A 16644-nucleotide genomic window follows, 5' to 3' on the forward strand; every position below is an offset into this window, starting at 1 on the left:
CAGTAGAAGAAGCCCCGTTGGAATGGGAACACCACCCACACCAACGGGGCTTCCTCATGCCCGCACAACCTCGACTTTGGCGACGGGTGCATCGACTAAAGGTCACAGCCGGCCTGCTGATTTCAGCGCGAGATATGCGTCGGCGAGAGCGGGTGCCAGTTCGCTGGGCAGTGCATCGACGACTGTGACCCCGTACCGGCGGAGACGGTCCGCGGTCTGTTTTCGCTCCAACTGGGCCCGTGCCGCAGCCGCGGCGTTGTAGACGGCATCGACATCGCCTCGCGCGGCGGCCATCTCCGCGATGCGCGGATCGGCGATCGAGGCGACCAGGACGGTATGGCGTTCGGTGAGCAGCGGCAGCACCGGAAGGAGGCCGTTGTCGACGGGAGATGCTTCCAGCCCTGTGAGCAGGATCAGGAGCGACTGGTGCCTTGCCATGCGCAGTGCTGTCGAGGCCAGGGCGAGGGTGTCGGATTCGACGAGTGCGGGTTCGATCGGTGCCATCGCAGAGACGAATGCCGGCAGGACCTCATGTGCCGCGCGTCCCTTGACCGTTGCGCGAGGGGCGCGGTCGTACGCGAGAAGGTCGATGCGGTCGCCGGCCCGCGAGGCCAGGGTGGCGAGAAGAAGCGCGGCGTCCATCGCGGTGTCGAGGCGCGGGGCGTCGCCCACGCGGCCGGCGGACGTCCGTCCCGTGTCGAGAACGACGAGGATGTGACGGTCGCGTTCGGGGCGCCACGTACGGACGGCGACCGTCGACTGCCGGGCGGTGGCACGCCAGTCGATCGACCGCGTGTCGTCTCCTGGGATGTAGTCACGGAGGCTGTCGAACTCGGTTCCTTCGCCGCGGGTCAGGATGCTTGTGCGGCCGTCGAGTTCGCGGAGTCTTGCCAGCTTGGCGGGGAGGTGCTTGCGGCTGTGGAAGGCCGGGAGGACTCGTACCGTCCAGGGGACGGCGTGGCTTCCCTGGCGCGCCGCCAGACCGAGTGGTCCGTAGGAGCGGACGGTGATGCGCTCGGAGCGCCGGTCGCCGCGACGGGTGGGGTGGAGAACGGTGGTCACAACTTGCTGCTCGCCGGGCCCGATGTGCGCATGGTGCCTGCTTGCCGTTTCCGGGACTCCGTCCGGCCGGCTGCTCGGTGGCCATGCGTCCCGGAGACGGAGACGGGAACGGCGGCGGGACGGGTTGACGACGAGGATGCTTGCGTATGCCTGTTCGCCAAGGCGAACTGATGTATCACCGGAACGTGTGAAGCGCAGCTGATTCACTGGCGCCGCGAGGGCGAGGTCGTACAGGATTGCAATCAGCAGCGGGAGTTCGACGGCGAGCACGCCGGTCCAGCTGGGGAGCAGCAGCCCGACGAGGATCGCGCCGAGGGCGGCGATCAGGGCTGTACGGCCGGTGAGTGCCATGAATCAGGGCTCGCCAATCAGCTCACTGAGATTCAACGGGGGACGGGGACATGGGCAAGGATCGAATTGATCACGCTGTCCGCAGTGACACCTTCCATCTCCGCTTCGGGGCGAAGTTGCACGCGGTGGCGAAGGGTCGGCAGGGCGAAGGACTTGACGTCGTCGGGGGTCACATAGTCGCGTCCGGTGAGCCAGGCCCAGGCGCGGGCACTGGCGAGTAGAGCGGTGGCGCCGCGGGGGGACACACCGAGCATGAACGAGGGGGAGTCACGAGTGGCGCGGCAGATATCGACGACGTAGCCCGTGACCTCGGGTGAGATGGAGGTCTGAGCGACCGCGCCTCGTGCCGCCTCCAGTTCGGCGGGCCCCGCGACGGCGCGGACGCCGGCGGTGTCGAGATTCCGGGGGTCGAACCCTTCCGAGTGCCTCGTCAAGACGCTGATCTCGTCTTCGCGTGAGGGCAGCGGGAGGTTCAGCTTGAGCAGAAAGCGGTCGAGTTGCGCTTCCGGCAGGGGGTAGGTGCCCTCGTATTCGATCGGGTTCTGGGTGGCTGCCACGAGGAAGGGGTCGGGCAGCGCCCGTGGGGTGCCGTCGACGGACACCTGACGTTCCTCCATGGCTTCGAGGAGGGACGCCTGGGTCTTGGGGGGTGTCCGGTTGATTTCGTCTGCGAGCAGCAGATTGGTGAAGACCGGGCCGGGCTGAAATGAGAACTCTGCCGTGCGGGCGTCGTAGATGAGGGATCCGGTGACGTCGCTCGGCATCAGATCGGGGGTGAACTGCAGGCGTTTGGTTCCGAGTTCGAGGGTGGCGGCGAGTGTCCGCACAAGCAGTGTCTTGGCGACCCCGGGGACACCTTCAAGGAGCACATGGCCGCGGCAGAGCAGCGCAACGACCAGTCCGGTGACGGCGGCGTCCTGGCCGACGACTGCCTTCGAGATCTCAAGGCGTAGTGCTTCGAGCGCGCTGCGGGCGCTGTCTGGCGAGGGGGCGCTCACTGGGTGCGTTCCTTGTCTGTCGGTCGGCGGGTGAAGGAGGCGCCGTCGGTCAAGCGCCGTTCCAGGTGGTCGAGTTCGTCGGCGAGCTGGATGAGTTCGGCGTCGGTCGCAGGGGCCGGGCCGAAGAGAAGGGAGTGGAGGTTCGCGCTGCCACCGGGATCCGGTCGGGTGCCGGGTGCCGGCCCGGCGTCCGCACCGGTATGCGGGCGCGGGTGCGTACCGGACTCGGCGCTCCTGGCGAGGGCGGGGACCAGGGTCTGCGGGGAGTCGGCCTCGGCGGCGCTGACGCCTGCCAGCGAGGCGAGACGGGCGCGAGTGGCGGATCGCAGTGCGTCGGCGGCGCGGTCGCGTGCGTTGGCACGACGGTAAAGGCGTGCTCTGCCCTCGGTCGTCTCGGATGCCCGTACGGCTACGGGGAGTTGTTCGGGCACGAGCGGTCCGAGACGGCGCATGCGCCAGAGAGCGGCGAGTACGGCGGCGATCGACAGCTGGACGGTGGCCCAGGTCCAGCCTTCCGGCAGGAGATCGAGGAAGCTGCGCTCCCCGCCCTTGGGAGCGGAGGCGTCGGCGGAGGAGGGGAGGTACCACACGAGATGCGGGCGCGAGCCGAGCAACTGGATCATCAAGGAGGCGTTTCCGTGCCTGTCGAGCCGCTGGTTGTAGAGCGGTGCGGGGCTGCCGAGCAGCACGGTGTCGCCTCCGGGACCGGGGCGGTCGCCCTTTTCGGTGGGCTCGTCCGGGATCCTCAGCAGGGAGGGCAGACCTTGATGCAGGTAGCAGGCGTCGGCCTGGTCGTTGGAGACCGCGTAACGGACGCCGCCGAGTTCGGCGTCGCCGGCGCGTTCCGCGGTGGGGAAGCCGCAGTCCGGAGGTGTGGGCTGCGTCGTTGCGGGTGCCGCGGCGCGTACTCCGCGGACCAGGGTCTTGGTCGGGGCGGGGCCCGGAGCGATGAGGACGGTCCGGCCGCCGCGTTCCAACGCGCCCCGCAGGTCGGCCTTCTGGCTTCGGCTGAGGGCGTCGGGGTCGCTGACGAGGAGTGTCGTGCCCGGTCCTGCGGCCTTCCTGGCCCCGGCGGCGGTCGTCACGATCTTCGTGTCGACGCCCCGTTCCCTGAGGAGCTGGGCCGTGGCCTTGCTGCCGTGGTCGGCCGTGGACCGGGGATCGAGGAGTCCGTACTCGTTCCCCGAGCGAAGAGCCGCGATGATCACTCCGGCCACGGCGAGTATCACGGCGGCGAGCAGCAGTCCACGGGCACGGGCCCACAGCTGCCGGGCCGTGGGGGAGAGGGAGGTGCCGGACGCGTCACTCAACTTCTCCCTCCGTCCGGCGGGGCGGCGTCCGTGCTCGGCGCTTCCTGCCCCACCAGGCGGTTCGCGTCCTGTCCCGCGCCGGCGCTCGCGAGCACGGGCTCGGCGCGTCCTAGGGCGAGGTCGAGATCGCGGACGGCTGTGTACGCGGAGGCGTCGACGTCCCTGTCCGCGTACGTCACCTCGTCGAAGGAGCGGGCGGCCGAGCGCAGCGCGTCCGCATGTCCGGGCAGCGCACGGCCGGCTTCGACGGCGGCTTCGTCGGCGGTGCGGCCGGGGCGGTGGTCGAGCAGGGCGCGTTCCTCCAGGGACCGGACGATGGCTCGCATCCGTTCCTGGAGGGCGCGGTTCCAACGTCCGGCGGCGGCATGGGTCTCCGCTGCCGCTCGGTGTTCGGCCGCGCTTCGCGGTCCCTCGGCGAAGAGGGCCGAGGCCTCGGAGGCCGGCCCAGGCCGCAGCTGGCCGAGCCTGAGGCGCAGCGCCATGCCCAGCAGGGCCAGCAGGCAGATGATCACGGTGAGACCGACCCACCCTCCGGGAGACGCCTGCGCAGCCGAGTTCAGCAGAGAGCTGATGTGCTCCCACAGCCAGTCGAGGATGCGGTTGAGAAGACCCGGGTCGTCCCTGTGGTACTCGGCCTTCGACAGCTCACGTTCGGCTGCTTCGCGCGCGGGTGTGCGAGGGGTTGTCACGGGCGGGCCGCCGTCGCCGGTGAACGCCGCCGGGTGCGTCCCGACTGCCGTGGCCGGCGCCGCGGTTGCCACATCCCCCGGCATCACCTCAGCTCCCGGGAGTCCGGTGGCCGGACGACTGGGGGTCGCCGTAGCCCGGGACGCCTGCGGCGCGGGCGAGTTCGAGGTCGAGGGCTTCGCGCCGGATGCGCTGGTCGAGGTAGAGCAGGGCGGTGACACCGGCGCGGATCGGGAAGGTGATCGTGGACGCGATGACGGCGCCGATGCCCACGGCGATCAGATAGGACCAGCTCGTGGCCGGCGTTCCTTCGGCGAAGGCGGAGACACCCTGGCCGCTGACGACCATGCCGATGAGCGTCGCGGGCATCTGGATGATCGACGCGACGATGACGACCAGGATCGTTGCCAGCATCTGTACGCCGAAGACACGCCACCAGCTGCCCCGTACGAGCTTGGCGGAGCGCCGCATCGCTGTGATGACGCCCTGCTTCTCCAGCATCAGGGCCGGGGCGGCGAGGCTGAAGCGGACCCAGATCCAGACGGCTGCCACCAGACCGGCCAGCAACCCCACGAGCAGCACGGCGACCCCGAGCGTCCTGAGCCCGGCTGCCAGGAGCACTCCACCCGGTGCGGAGCCGGCGAACATGGCCAGAGCCACGAGCAGGGGCAGGAGGAAGAGAAGGCCCAGCAGACGCAGCATCTGAGGGCGGGAGTCCCGCCATGCCTCACCGACGGAGACGCTACGTCCGAGCACTGCCCGGCTGACCACGATCGTCAGCATGGCCGTGGCGAGCACGGTGCCGAGAGTTTCGACGAGTGCGCTTACGCCGGAGACCTGCAGCGTTCCTGTCAGGGCATTCATGAGTTCGTCGGGGCTGGGCTGCGGGTCCCTGGTCAGCGCGTTCAGGTCCGAGGCTTCCGACATCCAGAGGCCGTTGACCACGGTGGCCACGAACTGCACGACCACGGCGACGGCGAGGGAGATGCCGAGCACGGTGCGCCAGTGCGCGCGCATGGTGGTGACCGCGCCGTCCAGTATCTCCCCGACGCCCAGCGGCCGCAGAGGGATGATTCCAGGCTTGGCGGCGGGCGGCTGGTTCCAGTGGCCGCCCCACTTGTCCCAGCCCGGACGGCCGGGAGGACCGGGAGGAGGAGCCCCCCAGCCAGGGTTCGCCTGGGCGGGCGGCTGCTGCGCGGACCAGTTCCTGGGTGGATCGTTCTCGGGCGCCGGGTGCGCCTTGCTCCCGGGGACGACGGCTGGCTCCTCGCCGTCCTGCGAACGATCGGGTGTGGGAGATCCGGGCGGGGTCCAGCCCGGAGAGTCGTTCACTTGTCGTCACCTCGAGGTCTAGGTCGCTCCGTCGCCTGGTTGCCTGCCATCGTCCCACGCTCGCCCGCGACGTCGGGCGGCCCCCGGCTTCTTGGATCTCCTTCAGAAGACGTCGCGGATCGAGGCAGACTGTGCGAATGGCAGATCATGGTGTCCCGGTGCTGCGCTGGGCGGACAGCCCCGAGGGGCCGGTGCTGTTGCTTCTCGACCAGGCGAGGCTGCCGGCAGAGGAAGCCGAGCTCGCCTGCCGGGACGTACAGGACCTGGTGAGGGCGATCCGGGCTCTGTCGGTGCGGGGCGCGCCGCTGCTGGGTGTGGCCGGCGGCTACGGGGTCGCGCTCGCCGCCGCCCGTGGTCACGATGTGGCAGAGGCGGCCGACCGTCTGGCGTCCGCGCGGCCCACAGCTGTGAACCTCGCTGCCGGCGTACGGCGGGTGGAGCGCGCCTACCAGCGGGCGGTGGCCGGCGAGGGCGCGGATGGCGGGCGTGCGGCGGCAGCGGCCCTCTCCGAAGCCAGGGCGCTCCACGAGGAGGACGCCGAGGCGAGTGAGCGGATGGCGCAGCTCGGGCACGACCTGCTCCGGAAGCTCGTCCCACGGAAGCCGCTACGGCTGCTCACGCACTGCAACACCGGGTTCCTGGTCTCCGGGGGCCGGGGCACGGCCTTCGCAGTCGTCTCGCAGGTGCACGCCGCAGGCGAGCTGCGAAGGCTCTGGGTGGACGAGACCCGTCCGCTGCTGCAGGGCGCGCGCCTGACCGCGTACGAGGCGATGCGGGAGGACATGCCCTTCAGCGTCCTCGCGGACGGGGCCGCTGGTTCGCTGTTCGCCGCCGGCGAGGTGGACGCGGTGCTGATCGGTGCGGACCGGATCTCGGCGGACGGTTCCGTCGCCAACAAGGTCGGCAGCTACCCGCTCGCGGTGGTGGCGCGGCACCACGGCGTGCCGTTCGTGGTGGTGGCGCCGGTGACGACCGTCGATCTCGCGACGAAACGGGGCACGGACATAGTGGTCGAGCAGCGGGCGCCGGAAGAGGTGACGCACATCTCTTCGCCGTACTCGCCGTACCATCCGGAAGAACGGGGGGAGCGCGGCGGCGGCATTCCTGTGGCCCCGAGGGGGGCCGATGCCTACAACCCGGCCTTCGATGTGACCCCGCCGGAACTGGTGACGGCCGTCGTCACGGAGCGAGGTGTGATCTCGCCCGTCACCAGCGAAACTGTCGCGGGGCTGTGTTCCCCGTCACGAACGACAACGTCACGATGGGGTAATGGGATGATGAACGCATGAAGGGACGAGTCCTTGTCGTCGACGACGACACCGCACTGGCAGAGATGCTCGGGATCGTGCTGCGCGGCGAAGGCTTTGAACCGTCGTTCGTGTCGGACGGTGACAAGGCACTCGCCGCCTTCCGCGAGGTCAAGCCGGACCTGGTGCTGCTCGATCTGATGCTGCCGGGCAGGGACGGCATCGAGGTCTGCCGCCTGATCCGCGCGGAATCCGGGGTGCCGGTGGTCATGCTGACCGCCAAGACCGACACGGTGGATGTGGTGGTGGGCCTGGAATCGGGGGCCGACGACTACATCGTCAAGCCGTTCAAGCCGAAGGAGCTCGTGGCGAGGATCCGCGCGAGGCTGCGGCGGTCGGACGACCCGGCACCCGAGCAGCTGGCCATCGGCGACCTGGTGATCGATGTCGCCGGGCACTCGGTGAAGCGGGACGGGGCGTCCATAGCCCTCACGCCGCTGGAGTTCGATCTTCTTGTGGCGCTGGCCCGCAAGCCCTGGCAGGTCTTCACCCGTGAGGTGCTGCTGGAGCAGGTGTGGGGCTACCGGCACGCGGCCGATACGCGCCTGGTCAACGTTCACGTGCAGCGTCTGCGCTCGAAGGTCGAGCGTGATCCGGAACGCCCCGAGATCGTCGTGACGGTGCGCGGAGTGGGCTACAAGGCCGGGCCCGGCTGAGATGACCCGGAACGGCTCCGTCCAGCAGCGCGCCGACGCGGACGGAGCCACGGCACCCGAGTCCGAAATGTCCAAATTCCGGCGCTTGTGGCGCAGCGGGGCGCTCTTCTCCGAGGGCCTGCTGCCTGAAGGGACGACCGGACCCCGTGCCCACCCCGCGATCCGCTTCTTCATCCGCTGGGTGCGCCGCCCGCTGCTGCCCGTGCTGCGGCTGTGGCGGCGGAACATCCAGCTCCGAGTGGTCGCGGCCACGCTCCTGATGTCCCTGGGCGTGGTGCTGCTCCTCGGCATCGTCGTCATCGGGCAGGTGCGCAACGGGCTGCTGGACGCGAAGGAGAAGACCGCCCAGAGCCAGGCGGCGGGCGGGTTCGCGGCCGCCCAGGAGATGGCCGACAGCGCGGGCAGCGGCCGCAGCGGCGAGGGTCCGCAGGGCCGTCCCGGCAGCGGAGGCCGCAGCTCGCAGAACACCGGCACCTGGCTGAACAACCTGGTGGAGCAGCTCGCAAGCGGTGGCCAGGGCGTCTACTCCGTCGTCGCGCTCGGCTCCCAGAACGACGAATCCCCGTTCCTCGGCAACGGGCGTTCCACCACGCGCGGCCCGCGGGCCTCCGGTGACATCCGCCCCGAGGAGAGCATCCCCGCCGACCTGCGCAGGGCCCTGGACAAGCAGCCCGGCACCCACCAGCGCTACGCGAAGGTGTACCGCCAGGACGGCAGCAGCACCGCCGGCCTGATCGTCGGCAAGCGGCTCAACGACGCCGGCGGAGCTCCGTACCAGATGTACTACGTCTTCCCGTTCACCCTGGAGGAGGAGTCGCTCAATCTGGTCAAGGGCACTCTCGCCACTGCCGGAGTGTTCGTGGTCGTGCTGCTCGGCGCGATCGCGTGGCTGGTGGTGCGGCAGGTCGTCACGCCCGTACGTATGGCCGCGGGAATCTCCGAACGGCTCGCTGCCGGAAGACTCCAGGAGCGGATGAAGGTCACGGGGGAGGACGACATCGCCCGGCTCGGCGAGTCCTTCAACAAGATGGCCCAGAACCTCCAGGTGAAGATCCAGCAGCTGGAGGAGCTCTCCCGGATGCAGCGCCGCTTCGTCTCCGACGTCTCGCACGAGCTGCGTACGCCGCTCACCACGGTCCGTATGGCCGCGGACGTGATCCACGAGGCGCGGGAGGAGTTCGATCCCGCCACCGCGCGCTCCGCGGAGCTGCTGCTCGGGCAGCTCGACCGCTTCGAGTCGCTGCTGGGCGACCTTCTGGAGATCAGTCGCTTCGACGCGGGAGCCGCCAACCTCGAGCCCGACCCGATCGACCTGCGGGACGTCGTACGCCGCGTCGTCGACGGCTGTGAGCCGCTCGCCGAGCGCAAGGGCAGCCGCGTCCTCGTGCGCGGCGACGAGCACCCGGTGGTCGCCGAGGCGGACGGGCGCCGCATCGAGCGGGTGCTGCGCAACCTCGTCGACAACGCCATAGAGCACGGCGAGGGCCACGACGTCGTGGTCAGGCTGGCAGCCGGAGGAGGAGCGGTCGCGGTGGCCGTACGGGACCACGGCGTCGGGCTCAGCAGCAGCGAGGCCGAGCGGGTCTTCAACCGCTTCTGGCGCGCGGACCCGGCCCGCGCCCGTACGACCGGGGGGTCCGGCCTCGGCCTCTCCATCGCGCTGGAGGACGCGCGGCTGCACGGCGGATGGCTCCAGGTGTGGGGTGAGCCGGGCGGCGGTTCGCAGTTCAGGCTCACGCTGCCGTGCACCGCGGGGGAGACGCTGCGCTCCTCGCCGCTGCCGCTGCAGCCGGCCGACTCGCGCCGCAGGCGGCCCGTGGCGGAGGGGCCGGGAGGCGCCCGTAGCAAGGTTCCGTCGCAAGGACGGCAAGGAAGCTCCGCCGGGGCCGGCTCCGCGTCCGGACCCGCGCCCGGTTCCGCGCCCGGAACGGACAGTGCAGGAGGACCGGCCCCCGGCTCCGCCCGGCAGTCGGCCCCGGCAGCGGCGCCTGCCGGCCGGTCCGGGCCCACGTCCGCGCCCACAGCCAGGTCCACGTCCACGACCACCTCCACCTCCACGCACACCCGCGCGGTCGCCGCGCCGCGCGGCCCCGCTCCCCCTGACGCTGACGGCGAGCCGCCGGCTCGCGAGGACGGAGAACAGTGATGGGTGACGCTCGGCGGAGCCGGGACGGCCGTGCCGCAGCGGTCGTGCTGACCGCGCTCGCGCTGCTGTTGTCGGGCTGCGCCTCCATGCCGGACGACGGCTCCGTGGACCACGTCGACTCCTCGCACCGCGCCGACTCGGACTCGCAGGTCCGCGTGTTCGGTGTCAGCCCGCAGAAGGGCGAGAAGCCGCAGCAGATAGTCCGCGGATTCCTGGAGTCGACGACGAGCGACGAGGCGGCGTTCTCGACGGCGAAGAAGTACCTGGCCGACCGTACGGCCGCAAAGTGGGACCCCTTCGCCAGTACGAGCGTCGTCTCGGGCGGCCCCAGCCCCGGCAACGCCCGGCGCGACTCGGGAGGCGGCAGCGGCTTCAGCGTCCAGGTGACCGGCACGCGCGTCGCGGAGGTCGACGAGAGCCATGCGTACTCACCGGCGGCAGGCGACTACAGCGAGGGGTTCCATCTCTCCAAGGAGGACGGGGAGTGGCGGATCGACCAGCTTCCGGACGGGCTCGTGCTCGGCGAATCCGACTTCCAGCGCATCTACCGCCCGATCAACAACTACTACTACGCGGAACTGGGCAGCGACTCCGAGTCCATCACAGGCGGCAAGGACGTCCTCGTCGCCGATCCGGTCTATCTCCGGCGCCGCATAGACCCGGTCACCGCGACGGTCCAGGCGCTGCTGGACGGCCCGACGGGCTGGGTCGACCCCGTCGTCCACTCGTCCTTCCCGAAGGGCGCGGCACTCGCCCGCGACCAGCATCTCTCGCTGGACGACTCGGGAGCGCTGAGCGTCCGGCTCAACGCCAGGGGAACCATGGTCAGCGAGGCGCGCTGCGTGCGGATGGCGTCCCAGGTGCTGCACACCGTGCAGGACCAGGCGTCGGCCAAGGTCACCAAGGTGGTGCTCGCGGGAGCGGACGGTGAGACGCAGTGCGAGCGGACGCGTGAGCAGGCGGAGGACAATCAGCCAGGGCGGCTCAACGGCCGTGCCTCGCGCCAGTACTTCGTCGACGGTGATCACCGTGTCTCCTCCTTCGACGAGAACAGCGAGGACCCGAGGCCGGTCCAGGGCGCGCTCGGCGAGGGCGAGACGGAGATGGGCGCCGTCGCGGTCAACCGCGCCGAGCAGGAGGGCGCAGCCGTCTCCCGCGCACGCCGGTCGCTGTACGTCGCACGCCTCACGGAGGGCGGCGAGCTGGGCGAGCCCGTACTGAGCAGCAAGGCGAAACGTGAGAACGACCGGCTGACGGCGCCCAGTTGGGACGGCCTGGGCGACCTGTGGGTCGCCGACCGCGATCCGGACGATCCGCGCCTGCTGCGTCTGGCGGGCGGCAAGGAGAAGCCGGAGGAGGTCGATGTGCCGGGTCTGGGCGAGGGGGAGCGGATCGAGTCGCTCCGCATCGCGTCCGACGGCGTACGGATGGCGCTGCACATCCGGCAGAAGGACGGCTCGCGGACGCTGAAGCTGGGACGCGTCCAGCGCCAGGGGACGGCTCAGGACCCACAGGTGAGGGTGACGGCGCTGCGGCCTCTCGCTCCGCAGTTCGAGGATGTCGCGGCGATGTCCTGGGCGGGCGGCAGCCGGCTGGTGGTCGTGGGGCGCGAGTCCGGGAGCGTGCAGCAGATGCAGTACATAGAGACCGACGGCTCGGCCTCGAACCAGCCCGCGCTTCCAGGTATCAACGACGTGACGGGCGTGGCCGCTTCGGAGGACGAGAGCAAGCCCCTGCTCGCCGATTCGGAGGACGGCATCGTGCGGCTGCCTCCCGACGCCAACTGGAAGACGCTGACGGACAGCGGTACGAGTCCCGCGTACCCCGGCTAGCGCCGGCCCCGGACGGACTGCCCGTCCGAGTTGTCCACAGCCCGGTTTTCCACAGGCCTGGCAGGCCCTCGCGGCCGCTGGAAGAGTGTCGTCATGCGGGAGTTGTGGCGGGAGCTCCGGCAGGAACTCGCAGGTCTGGTGCTGCCGGGCGGGTGCGCCGGATGCGGAGTCCCGGGGGTGCGTGGGGAGTTGTGCGCGCGGTGCGGCAGCACGCTCGCCGGAGCGGTGCCGCGCCGGGTGCGGCCGTCGCCGGTGCCGTCCGGTCTGCCGCGTGTGTACGCGTCCCTGCCGTACGCCGACGAGTTGCGTGCTCTTCTGCTGGCCCACAAGGAACGCGGTGCGCTCGGACTGGCCGGGCCGCTGGGCGTGTTGCTCGCCGCAGCCGTGCGGGAGGCATCCGTCCGGGCGCCGGATTCAGCCAGAAGACGGGCGGGAGGCGGGCCGTTGACGCTCGTGCCGGTGCCCTCGGCACGTCGCGCGGTGGCTCGCCGCGGCCACGACCCGGTTCGGCGGATCGCCGGGGCGGCGGCCCGTGAGCTGCGCGGGAGAGGTGTCTCCGCGCGCGTGCTGGCTGTGCTCCGTCAGCGACGCACGGTGGCGGACCAGGCGGGGCTCACGGCGCGGCAGCGCGTAGTGAACGTCGGTGGCGCACTGGAGTTGGTGCCGGGCGTCGGGAGACTGCTGGCCGGAGGGGAGACGATGCTGGTCGACGACGTGATGACCACGGGGGCGTCGCTGGCCGAGGCGGCCCGCGCAGTGGCGGAGGGGACACGCCCGGTGGTTGCGGCGGCCGTGATCGCCTTCCGGCCGAGGCCGTGAGCATGTGCCGCGAGTACGCGCATGAGCGGGCGTCGCGTGTCAGGGCGCCGTTGAGCAGGCCCATTCTGAAGGACGTTGATCTTTACCAGAGATCAAGCAGCGTCGAGAGGGATTGTCGCGAATTGATACCTGAACGTAGGTACGTGCCAGTAGGGGGTGCCCAGCGTCCTCCAGTGGAGGTACGTTCGAGGTGGGGTGACGATCTTCCCCCAGGGGGAGAAGGAGGTGACAGTCGCAAGCCGAGGTTCCGGAGGCTGGCGGCAGAAGGCAGGCCCCGCCTCCGGTGTCAGTGCACAAAGGACGCACTCCGTCCAGTTGTGACGGAAGTGCTCCGGGAACGGAGTTCTGCGTGGACATCGTCGTCAAGGGCCGCAAGACCGAGGTGCCCGAGAGGTTCCGCAAGCACGTGGCCGAGAAGCTGGCGAAGATCCAAAAGCTCGACGGAAAGGTGATCAACCTGGATGTCGAGGTGTGCAAGGAACACAACCCCCGGCAGGCCGACCGTTCCGAGAGGGTGGAGATCACCCTCCGCACTCGCGGGCCGGTCATTCGTGCGGAGGCGGCCGCCTCCGACCCGTACGCTGCCCTGGACCTGGCAGCGGGCAAGCTCGAGGCACGGCTGCGCAAGCAGCACGACAAGCGCCGGGTACACCGTGGAGGAAGCCGCGCACCGATCAGCGTAGCCGCGGCCACCGCACACCTCGCGGCAGAACTCAACGGACAGCTCGACGCCGCGGCGGCGCCACCCGCACCGGCCAAGACCGAAGAGAAGCCGATGACCACCAGGGTGGGTCCGTTGGAGGTCCAGGGCGACGGACCGCTCGTCGTCCGCGAGAAGACCCACGCCGCCGCGCCGATGGCTTTGGACCAGGCTCTGTACGAAATGGAGTTGATCGGCCACGACTTCTATCTCTTCGTCGACTCCGAGACCAAGCAGCCGAGCGTCGTCTACCGCCGGCACGGCTACGACTACGGCGTGATCCATCTGGATCCGGATCCGTTCGCCGTGGATCCGCCTCCTGAAGCGGGTGGCGCCCTCGGCGGCTGACCGCTCGGAACCACCTAGAACCGCGCCCCCGGCCGGGTCGAGGACTTGGCCGGGGGCGCGAACGTGGAATTATGGCCTCACTCGTCAACCTGTGCCCTGTGCAGCGCGGTTGGCGCGGCATAGCCTGCAGGGGGAGGATTGATGGCGGAAAGCTTCGGGCCGGTGATGCCCATGGCGGAGACGCACCCGGCTCGGGTCGCGGCGGAGAACGGCGCCCAGCATGAGGCGCGGCAGCCGGAGCCGATCCGTGTCCTGGTCGTGGACGACCACGAACTCTTCCGGCGTGGGCTGGAGATCGTTCTCGCCCAGGAAGAGGACATCGAGGTCGTCGGCGAGGCGGGTGACGGGGCCGAAGCCGTCGAGAAGGCCGCCGACCTGCTGCCCGACATCGTGCTGATGGACGTTCGTATGCCGAAGCGCGGCGGGATCGAGGCATGCACCTCCATCAAGGAGGTGGCACCGAGCGCGAAGATCATCATGCTGACGATCAGCGACGAGGAGGCCGACCTCTACGACGCGATCAAGGCCGGAGCAACGGGGTATCTCCTGAAGGAGATTTCCACGGATGAGGTCTCCGCAGCGATCCGCGCGGTGGCGGACGGTCAGTCCCAGATCAGCCCGTCCATGGCGGCGAAACTGCTCACCGAGTTCAAGTCGATGATTCAGCGCACCGACGAGAGCAAGCTGGTGCCCGCTCCGAAGCTGACCGACCGCGAGCTGGAAGTGCTCAAGCTCGTGGCGACCGGCATGAACAACCGCGACATCGCGAAAGAGCTCTTCATCAGCGAGAACACCGTCAAGAACCACGTGCGCAACATCCTGGAGAAGCTCCAGCTCCACTCACGTATGGAGGCCGTGGTCTACGCGATGCGCGAGAAGATCCTGGAGATCCGCTGACGCCGTGCCGGTTCGACCGGCCCGCCGGTACGTTGACCACCGGCTGACGCGTCGGCCGGCCTGCCGGTACGGCGACCACCGGCTGACGCGTCGCCCGGTGCGTCGCCCGGCGCGGTCCGCCGGGCGGCAGGCAGGGCCGTCGGAAGAGCCGGTCAGCCCTTCCCCGTCCGCGCATCCGCGGGGCCCTCGGTCAGGGCGTGAGCCAGCGCTCCCGCCAACTCGGGGTCGTCGCAGCGCCCCACACGCACCTCGTCGCATCCCACCCAGGACGCCGCCTCCCACAGCGCCTTGGCCATCGGCACCACCGCCTTGCGACCGGCCATGGAGACCTGGCGCGCCAGCAGCGTCCTGCCTTCCCGGCCCGGATCGACCCGGCCCAGCAGCCTGCCGCCGGACAGCAGCGGCATCGCGAAATAGCCGTGTATCCGCTTGGGCCTGGGCACGTACGCCTCAAGCCTGTGGGTGAAGCCGAACATCCGCTGCGTACGCGGCCTGTCCCAGACCAGGGAGTCGAAGGGCGAGAGCAGCGTCGTGCGGTGCCGGCCCCGCGGGGAGTTCTCAAGTGCCGCCGGATCGGCCCACGCGGGCTTGCCCCAGCCTTCGACCTCCACGGGCACCAGGTCCGTGTCCGGAAGCACCGCGTCCACCTGCTCGCCCTTGAGGCGGTGGTAGTCCGCGAGGTCGGAACGCGTCGCCACGCCCATCGCCGCCCCCGCCTGGGCCACGAGACGGCGCATGCACTCGTGGTCGTCGATGTCGTCGTGCAGCAGTTCGTCGGGGACGGCACGTTCGGCGAGGTCGTAGACACGCTTCCAGCCCCGCCGTTCCGCACAGACCACCTCGCCGGTGTCCAGCAGCCACTCGACTGCGATCTTCGTGTCGGACCAGTCGAACCACTCGCCGCCGTTCTTCCCGCCGCCCAGCTCGGTGGTGGTCAGCGGTCCGTCGGCCTTGAGCCTGTCCCGTACGAGGGCGCAGGCGCGGTCGCGGTCCTCCAGGATGTGCCAGCGGTGCCCGCGCGCACGCCGCTCACGGCGCCGGAAGGCGAAGTGCGGCCACTCCTCGACGGGCAGGATGCAGGCGGCGTGCGACCAGTACTCGAAGCTGTGCCCGCCCGTCCAGTACGCCGATTCGACGGCGGAGCGGCCGACGGCGCCCAGCCGTGCGTACGGAACGAGCTCGTGGGAGCGCGCCAGCACGGAGATCGTGTCCAGCTGGACGGCGCCGAGCCGGCGCAGCAGCCCACGGACCCCGGCCCGTCGGTCGGGCGCGCCCAGCAACGCCTGCGCCGACAGGGCCGCGCGCCGGGCCTCGTCGGCGGAGAGCGAGATCTCCGCAGTCGTCATGCGGCAGACGATAAACGCACCCGCTGACATCCGGGCCCGGCGGACGACCTCGTCCCGGCGGTCTGCCGGCGGCCCTCAGGCAGGCCGCTTCGCCCGTGACCTGCCGCTCGCGGGCAGATAGGGCGTCTCCATCTGCTGTCCCAGATCCGTGGGAAGCAGCGCCGCGACCCACGCGTCCCGCCGGATTCCCCGCTGGACGATCTTCGCGCGCTGCGTCCCCTCCATCACGAAGCCCAGCCGCCGGGCCACCGCCCGCGAGGCGAGGTTCCCCGCCTCGGCCACCCATTCGAGCCGTTCCGCCTTCAGCTCCGAGAACGCCCAGTCGATCACCGCGCGGCCCGCCTCCACCGTGTAGCCGTTGCCGCGCTGCTCCTTGACGGTCCAGAAGCCGAGTTCCGCCTGGCGTTCGGGGGTGCCCAGCTGCCACAGACGCACAAGACCCATGGAGCCGACGAGGCCACCCGATTTCGTGAAGACGCCGAAGTTGTACATCGTGTCGTCGCGCCAGCCCGCCGGGCTGACGCCGCACACGAACTGCTCGGCGTCCTCGCGCCCGTACGGTTCCGGCACAGGTATCCAGCGCACGATCTCCGGGTCCTGGCACGCGGCTTGCACGCTCTCCACGTCCCGTTCGTCGAGGGGGCGCAACATCAGTCGTTCGGTGACGAGGGTCGGGGGCTCCATGGAGTGATTGTGCCCCTGCCTCCACGAGCCGGGCCCCGGCATTTCGCGGCCGGCGCCCCTCCGCGCCGGGCGTCCGGTCCGGCCGTACGGCCCGGCACCTTCCAGTGCTCCGGACCGTTAGGGGTACAGGGGCGTACGTCCCTCGCATACGATGGCCGGTGCGGCGGCG

At 70.5% G+C, this 16644-nt stretch carries 14 protein-coding genes; 7 read left to right on the top strand and 7 right to left on the bottom strand.

Annotation, left to right across the window (positions count from 1 at the left end; all coding sequences use genetic code 11):
- Nucleotides 1–102: 102 nt before the first annotated feature.
- Genes AN215_RS15015 through AN215_RS15035 form a run of 5 tightly spaced genes read right to left on the bottom strand, consistent with a single transcriptional unit; the run spans nucleotide 103 to nucleotide 5740 of the window.
- Nucleotides 103–1413 carry a DUF58 domain-containing protein gene (locus AN215_RS15015; RefSeq protein ID WP_070013519.1) on the bottom strand — a complete coding sequence of 437 codons (1311 nt, stop codon included), beginning with the start codon at nucleotides 1411–1413 and terminating at the stop codon, nucleotides 103–105.
- Nucleotides 1414–1445: 32 nt separating this feature from the next.
- The gene (locus tag AN215_RS15020; protein ID WP_070013520.1) at nucleotides 1446–2411 is read right to left on the bottom strand and encodes an AAA family ATPase; all 966 of its coding nucleotides are present in this window, start codon (nucleotides 2409–2411) and stop codon (nucleotides 1446–1448) included.
- The gene (locus tag AN215_RS15025; RefSeq protein WP_070013521.1) at nucleotides 2408–3721 is read right to left on the bottom strand and encodes a DUF4350 domain-containing protein; all 1314 of its coding nucleotides are present in this window, start codon (nucleotides 3719–3721) and stop codon (nucleotides 2408–2410) included. Before AN215_RS15025 ends, AN215_RS15020 begins: the two co-directional genes overlap by 4 nt.
- Nucleotides 3718–4494, bottom strand: coding sequence for a DUF4129 domain-containing protein (locus AN215_RS15030; protein WP_079123232.1), 777 nt, complete (start codon nucleotides 4492–4494; stop codon nucleotides 3718–3720). The genes AN215_RS15025 and AN215_RS15030 overlap by 4 nt, the downstream gene beginning before the upstream one ends.
- Nucleotides 4495–4498: 4 nt before the next feature.
- Nucleotides 4499–5740 (bottom strand): DUF7847 domain-containing protein, encoded by a 1242-nt coding sequence (locus AN215_RS15035; protein WP_070013523.1) that lies wholly within the window; start codon nucleotides 5738–5740, stop codon nucleotides 4499–4501.
- A gap of 137 nt (nucleotides 5741–5877) precedes the next feature.
- On the opposite strand from AN215_RS15035, the gene mtnA reads away from it, so the two are divergent.
- The 7 genes from mtnA to AN215_RS15070 all read left to right on the top strand — a co-directional run bounded on the left by mtnA (nucleotide 5878) and on the right by AN215_RS15070 (nucleotide 14445).
- Complete coding sequence (mtnA, locus tag AN215_RS15040; protein ID WP_070013524.1) at nucleotides 5878–7029, top strand: S-methyl-5-thioribose-1-phosphate isomerase; 1152 nt, start codon at nucleotides 5878–5880, stop codon at nucleotides 7027–7029.
- Complete coding sequence (gene mtrA / locus AN215_RS15045; protein ID WP_070013525.1) at nucleotides 7026–7703, top strand: two-component system response regulator MtrA; 678 nt, start codon at nucleotides 7026–7028, stop codon at nucleotides 7701–7703. Before mtnA ends, mtrA begins: the two co-directional genes overlap by 4 nt.
- A 1-nt stretch (nucleotide 7704) precedes the next feature.
- Entirely contained in the window at nucleotides 7705–9849 is a 2145-nt protein-coding gene (gene mtrB / locus AN215_RS15050; RefSeq protein ID WP_079123071.1) for an MtrAB system histidine kinase MtrB, read from the top strand.
- The gene (locus AN215_RS15055; protein ID WP_070013526.1) at nucleotides 9849–11681 is read left to right on the top strand and encodes an LpqB family beta-propeller domain-containing protein; all 1833 of its coding nucleotides are present in this window, start codon (nucleotides 9849–9851) and stop codon (nucleotides 11679–11681) included. Before mtrB ends, AN215_RS15055 begins: the two co-directional genes overlap by 1 nt.
- Nucleotides 11682–11774: 93 nt before the next feature.
- Nucleotides 11775–12500 (top strand): ComF family protein, encoded by a 726-nt coding sequence (locus AN215_RS15060; RefSeq protein ID WP_070013527.1) that lies wholly within the window; start codon nucleotides 11775–11777, stop codon nucleotides 12498–12500.
- Between the two features lie 349 nt (nucleotides 12501–12849).
- A complete protein-coding gene (gene hpf, locus AN215_RS15065; RefSeq protein ID WP_070013528.1) occupies nucleotides 12850–13548 on the top strand; it encodes a ribosome hibernation-promoting factor, HPF/YfiA family in 699 nt (232 codons plus the stop codon).
- Between the two features lie 141 nt (nucleotides 13549–13689).
- Nucleotides 13690–14445 (top strand): response regulator, encoded by a 756-nt coding sequence (locus tag AN215_RS15070; RefSeq protein ID WP_070013529.1) that lies wholly within the window; start codon nucleotides 13690–13692, stop codon nucleotides 14443–14445.
- Nucleotides 14446–14597: 152 nt separating this feature from the next.
- Here the strand turns inward: AN215_RS15070 and AN215_RS15075 are convergent, their stop codons facing one another.
- Entirely contained in the window at nucleotides 14598–15791 is a 1194-nt protein-coding gene (locus AN215_RS15075) for a winged helix-turn-helix domain-containing protein (RefSeq protein ID WP_070013530.1), read from the bottom strand.
- A 75-nt stretch (nucleotides 15792–15866) separates the two neighbouring features.
- Complete coding sequence (locus tag AN215_RS15080; protein WP_070013531.1) at nucleotides 15867–16475, bottom strand: GNAT family N-acetyltransferase; 609 nt, start codon at nucleotides 16473–16475, stop codon at nucleotides 15867–15869.
- Nucleotides 16476–16644 lie beyond the last annotated feature (169 nt).

The organism is Streptomyces abyssalis (genome assembly GCF_001751365.1).
Taxonomy (GTDB): domain Bacteria; phylum Actinomycetota; class Actinomycetes; order Streptomycetales; family Streptomycetaceae; genus Streptomyces; species Streptomyces abyssalis.

Bases quoted from the DNA above. Each gene is read 5' to 3' on its own strand.
- mtrA (WP_070013525.1), top strand. From the start codon at position 7,026: ATGAAGGGACGAGTCCTTGTCGTCGACGACGACACCGCACTGGCAGAG.
- AN215_RS15055 (WP_070013526.1), top strand. From the start codon at position 9,849: ATGGGTGACGCTCGGCGGAGCCGGGACGGCCGTGCCGCAGCGGTCGTG.
- AN215_RS15075 (WP_070013530.1), bottom strand. From the start codon at position 15,791: ATGACGACTGCGGAGATCTCGCTCTCCGCCGACGAGGCCCGGCGCGCG.
- AN215_RS15030 (WP_079123232.1), bottom strand. From the start codon at position 4,494: ATGCCGGGGGATGTGGCAACCGCGGCGCCGGCCACGGCAGTCGGGACG.
- mtnA (WP_070013524.1), top strand. From the start codon at position 5,878: ATGGCAGATCATGGTGTCCCGGTGCTGCGCTGGGCGGACAGCCCCGAG.
- AN215_RS15080 (WP_070013531.1), bottom strand. From the start codon at position 16,475: ATGGAGCCCCCGACCCTCGTCACCGAACGACTGATGTTGCGCCCCCTC.
- AN215_RS15060 (WP_070013527.1), top strand. From the start codon at position 11,775: ATGCGGGAGTTGTGGCGGGAGCTCCGGCAGGAACTCGCAGGTCTGGTG.
- mtrB (WP_079123071.1), top strand. From the start codon at position 7,705: ATGACCCGGAACGGCTCCGTCCAGCAGCGCGCCGACGCGGACGGAGCC.
- AN215_RS15070 (WP_070013529.1), top strand. From the start codon at position 13,690: ATGGCGGAAAGCTTCGGGCCGGTGATGCCCATGGCGGAGACGCACCCG.
- AN215_RS15015 (WP_070013519.1), bottom strand. From the start codon at position 1,413: ATGGCACTCACCGGCCGTACAGCCCTGATCGCCGCCCTCGGCGCGATC.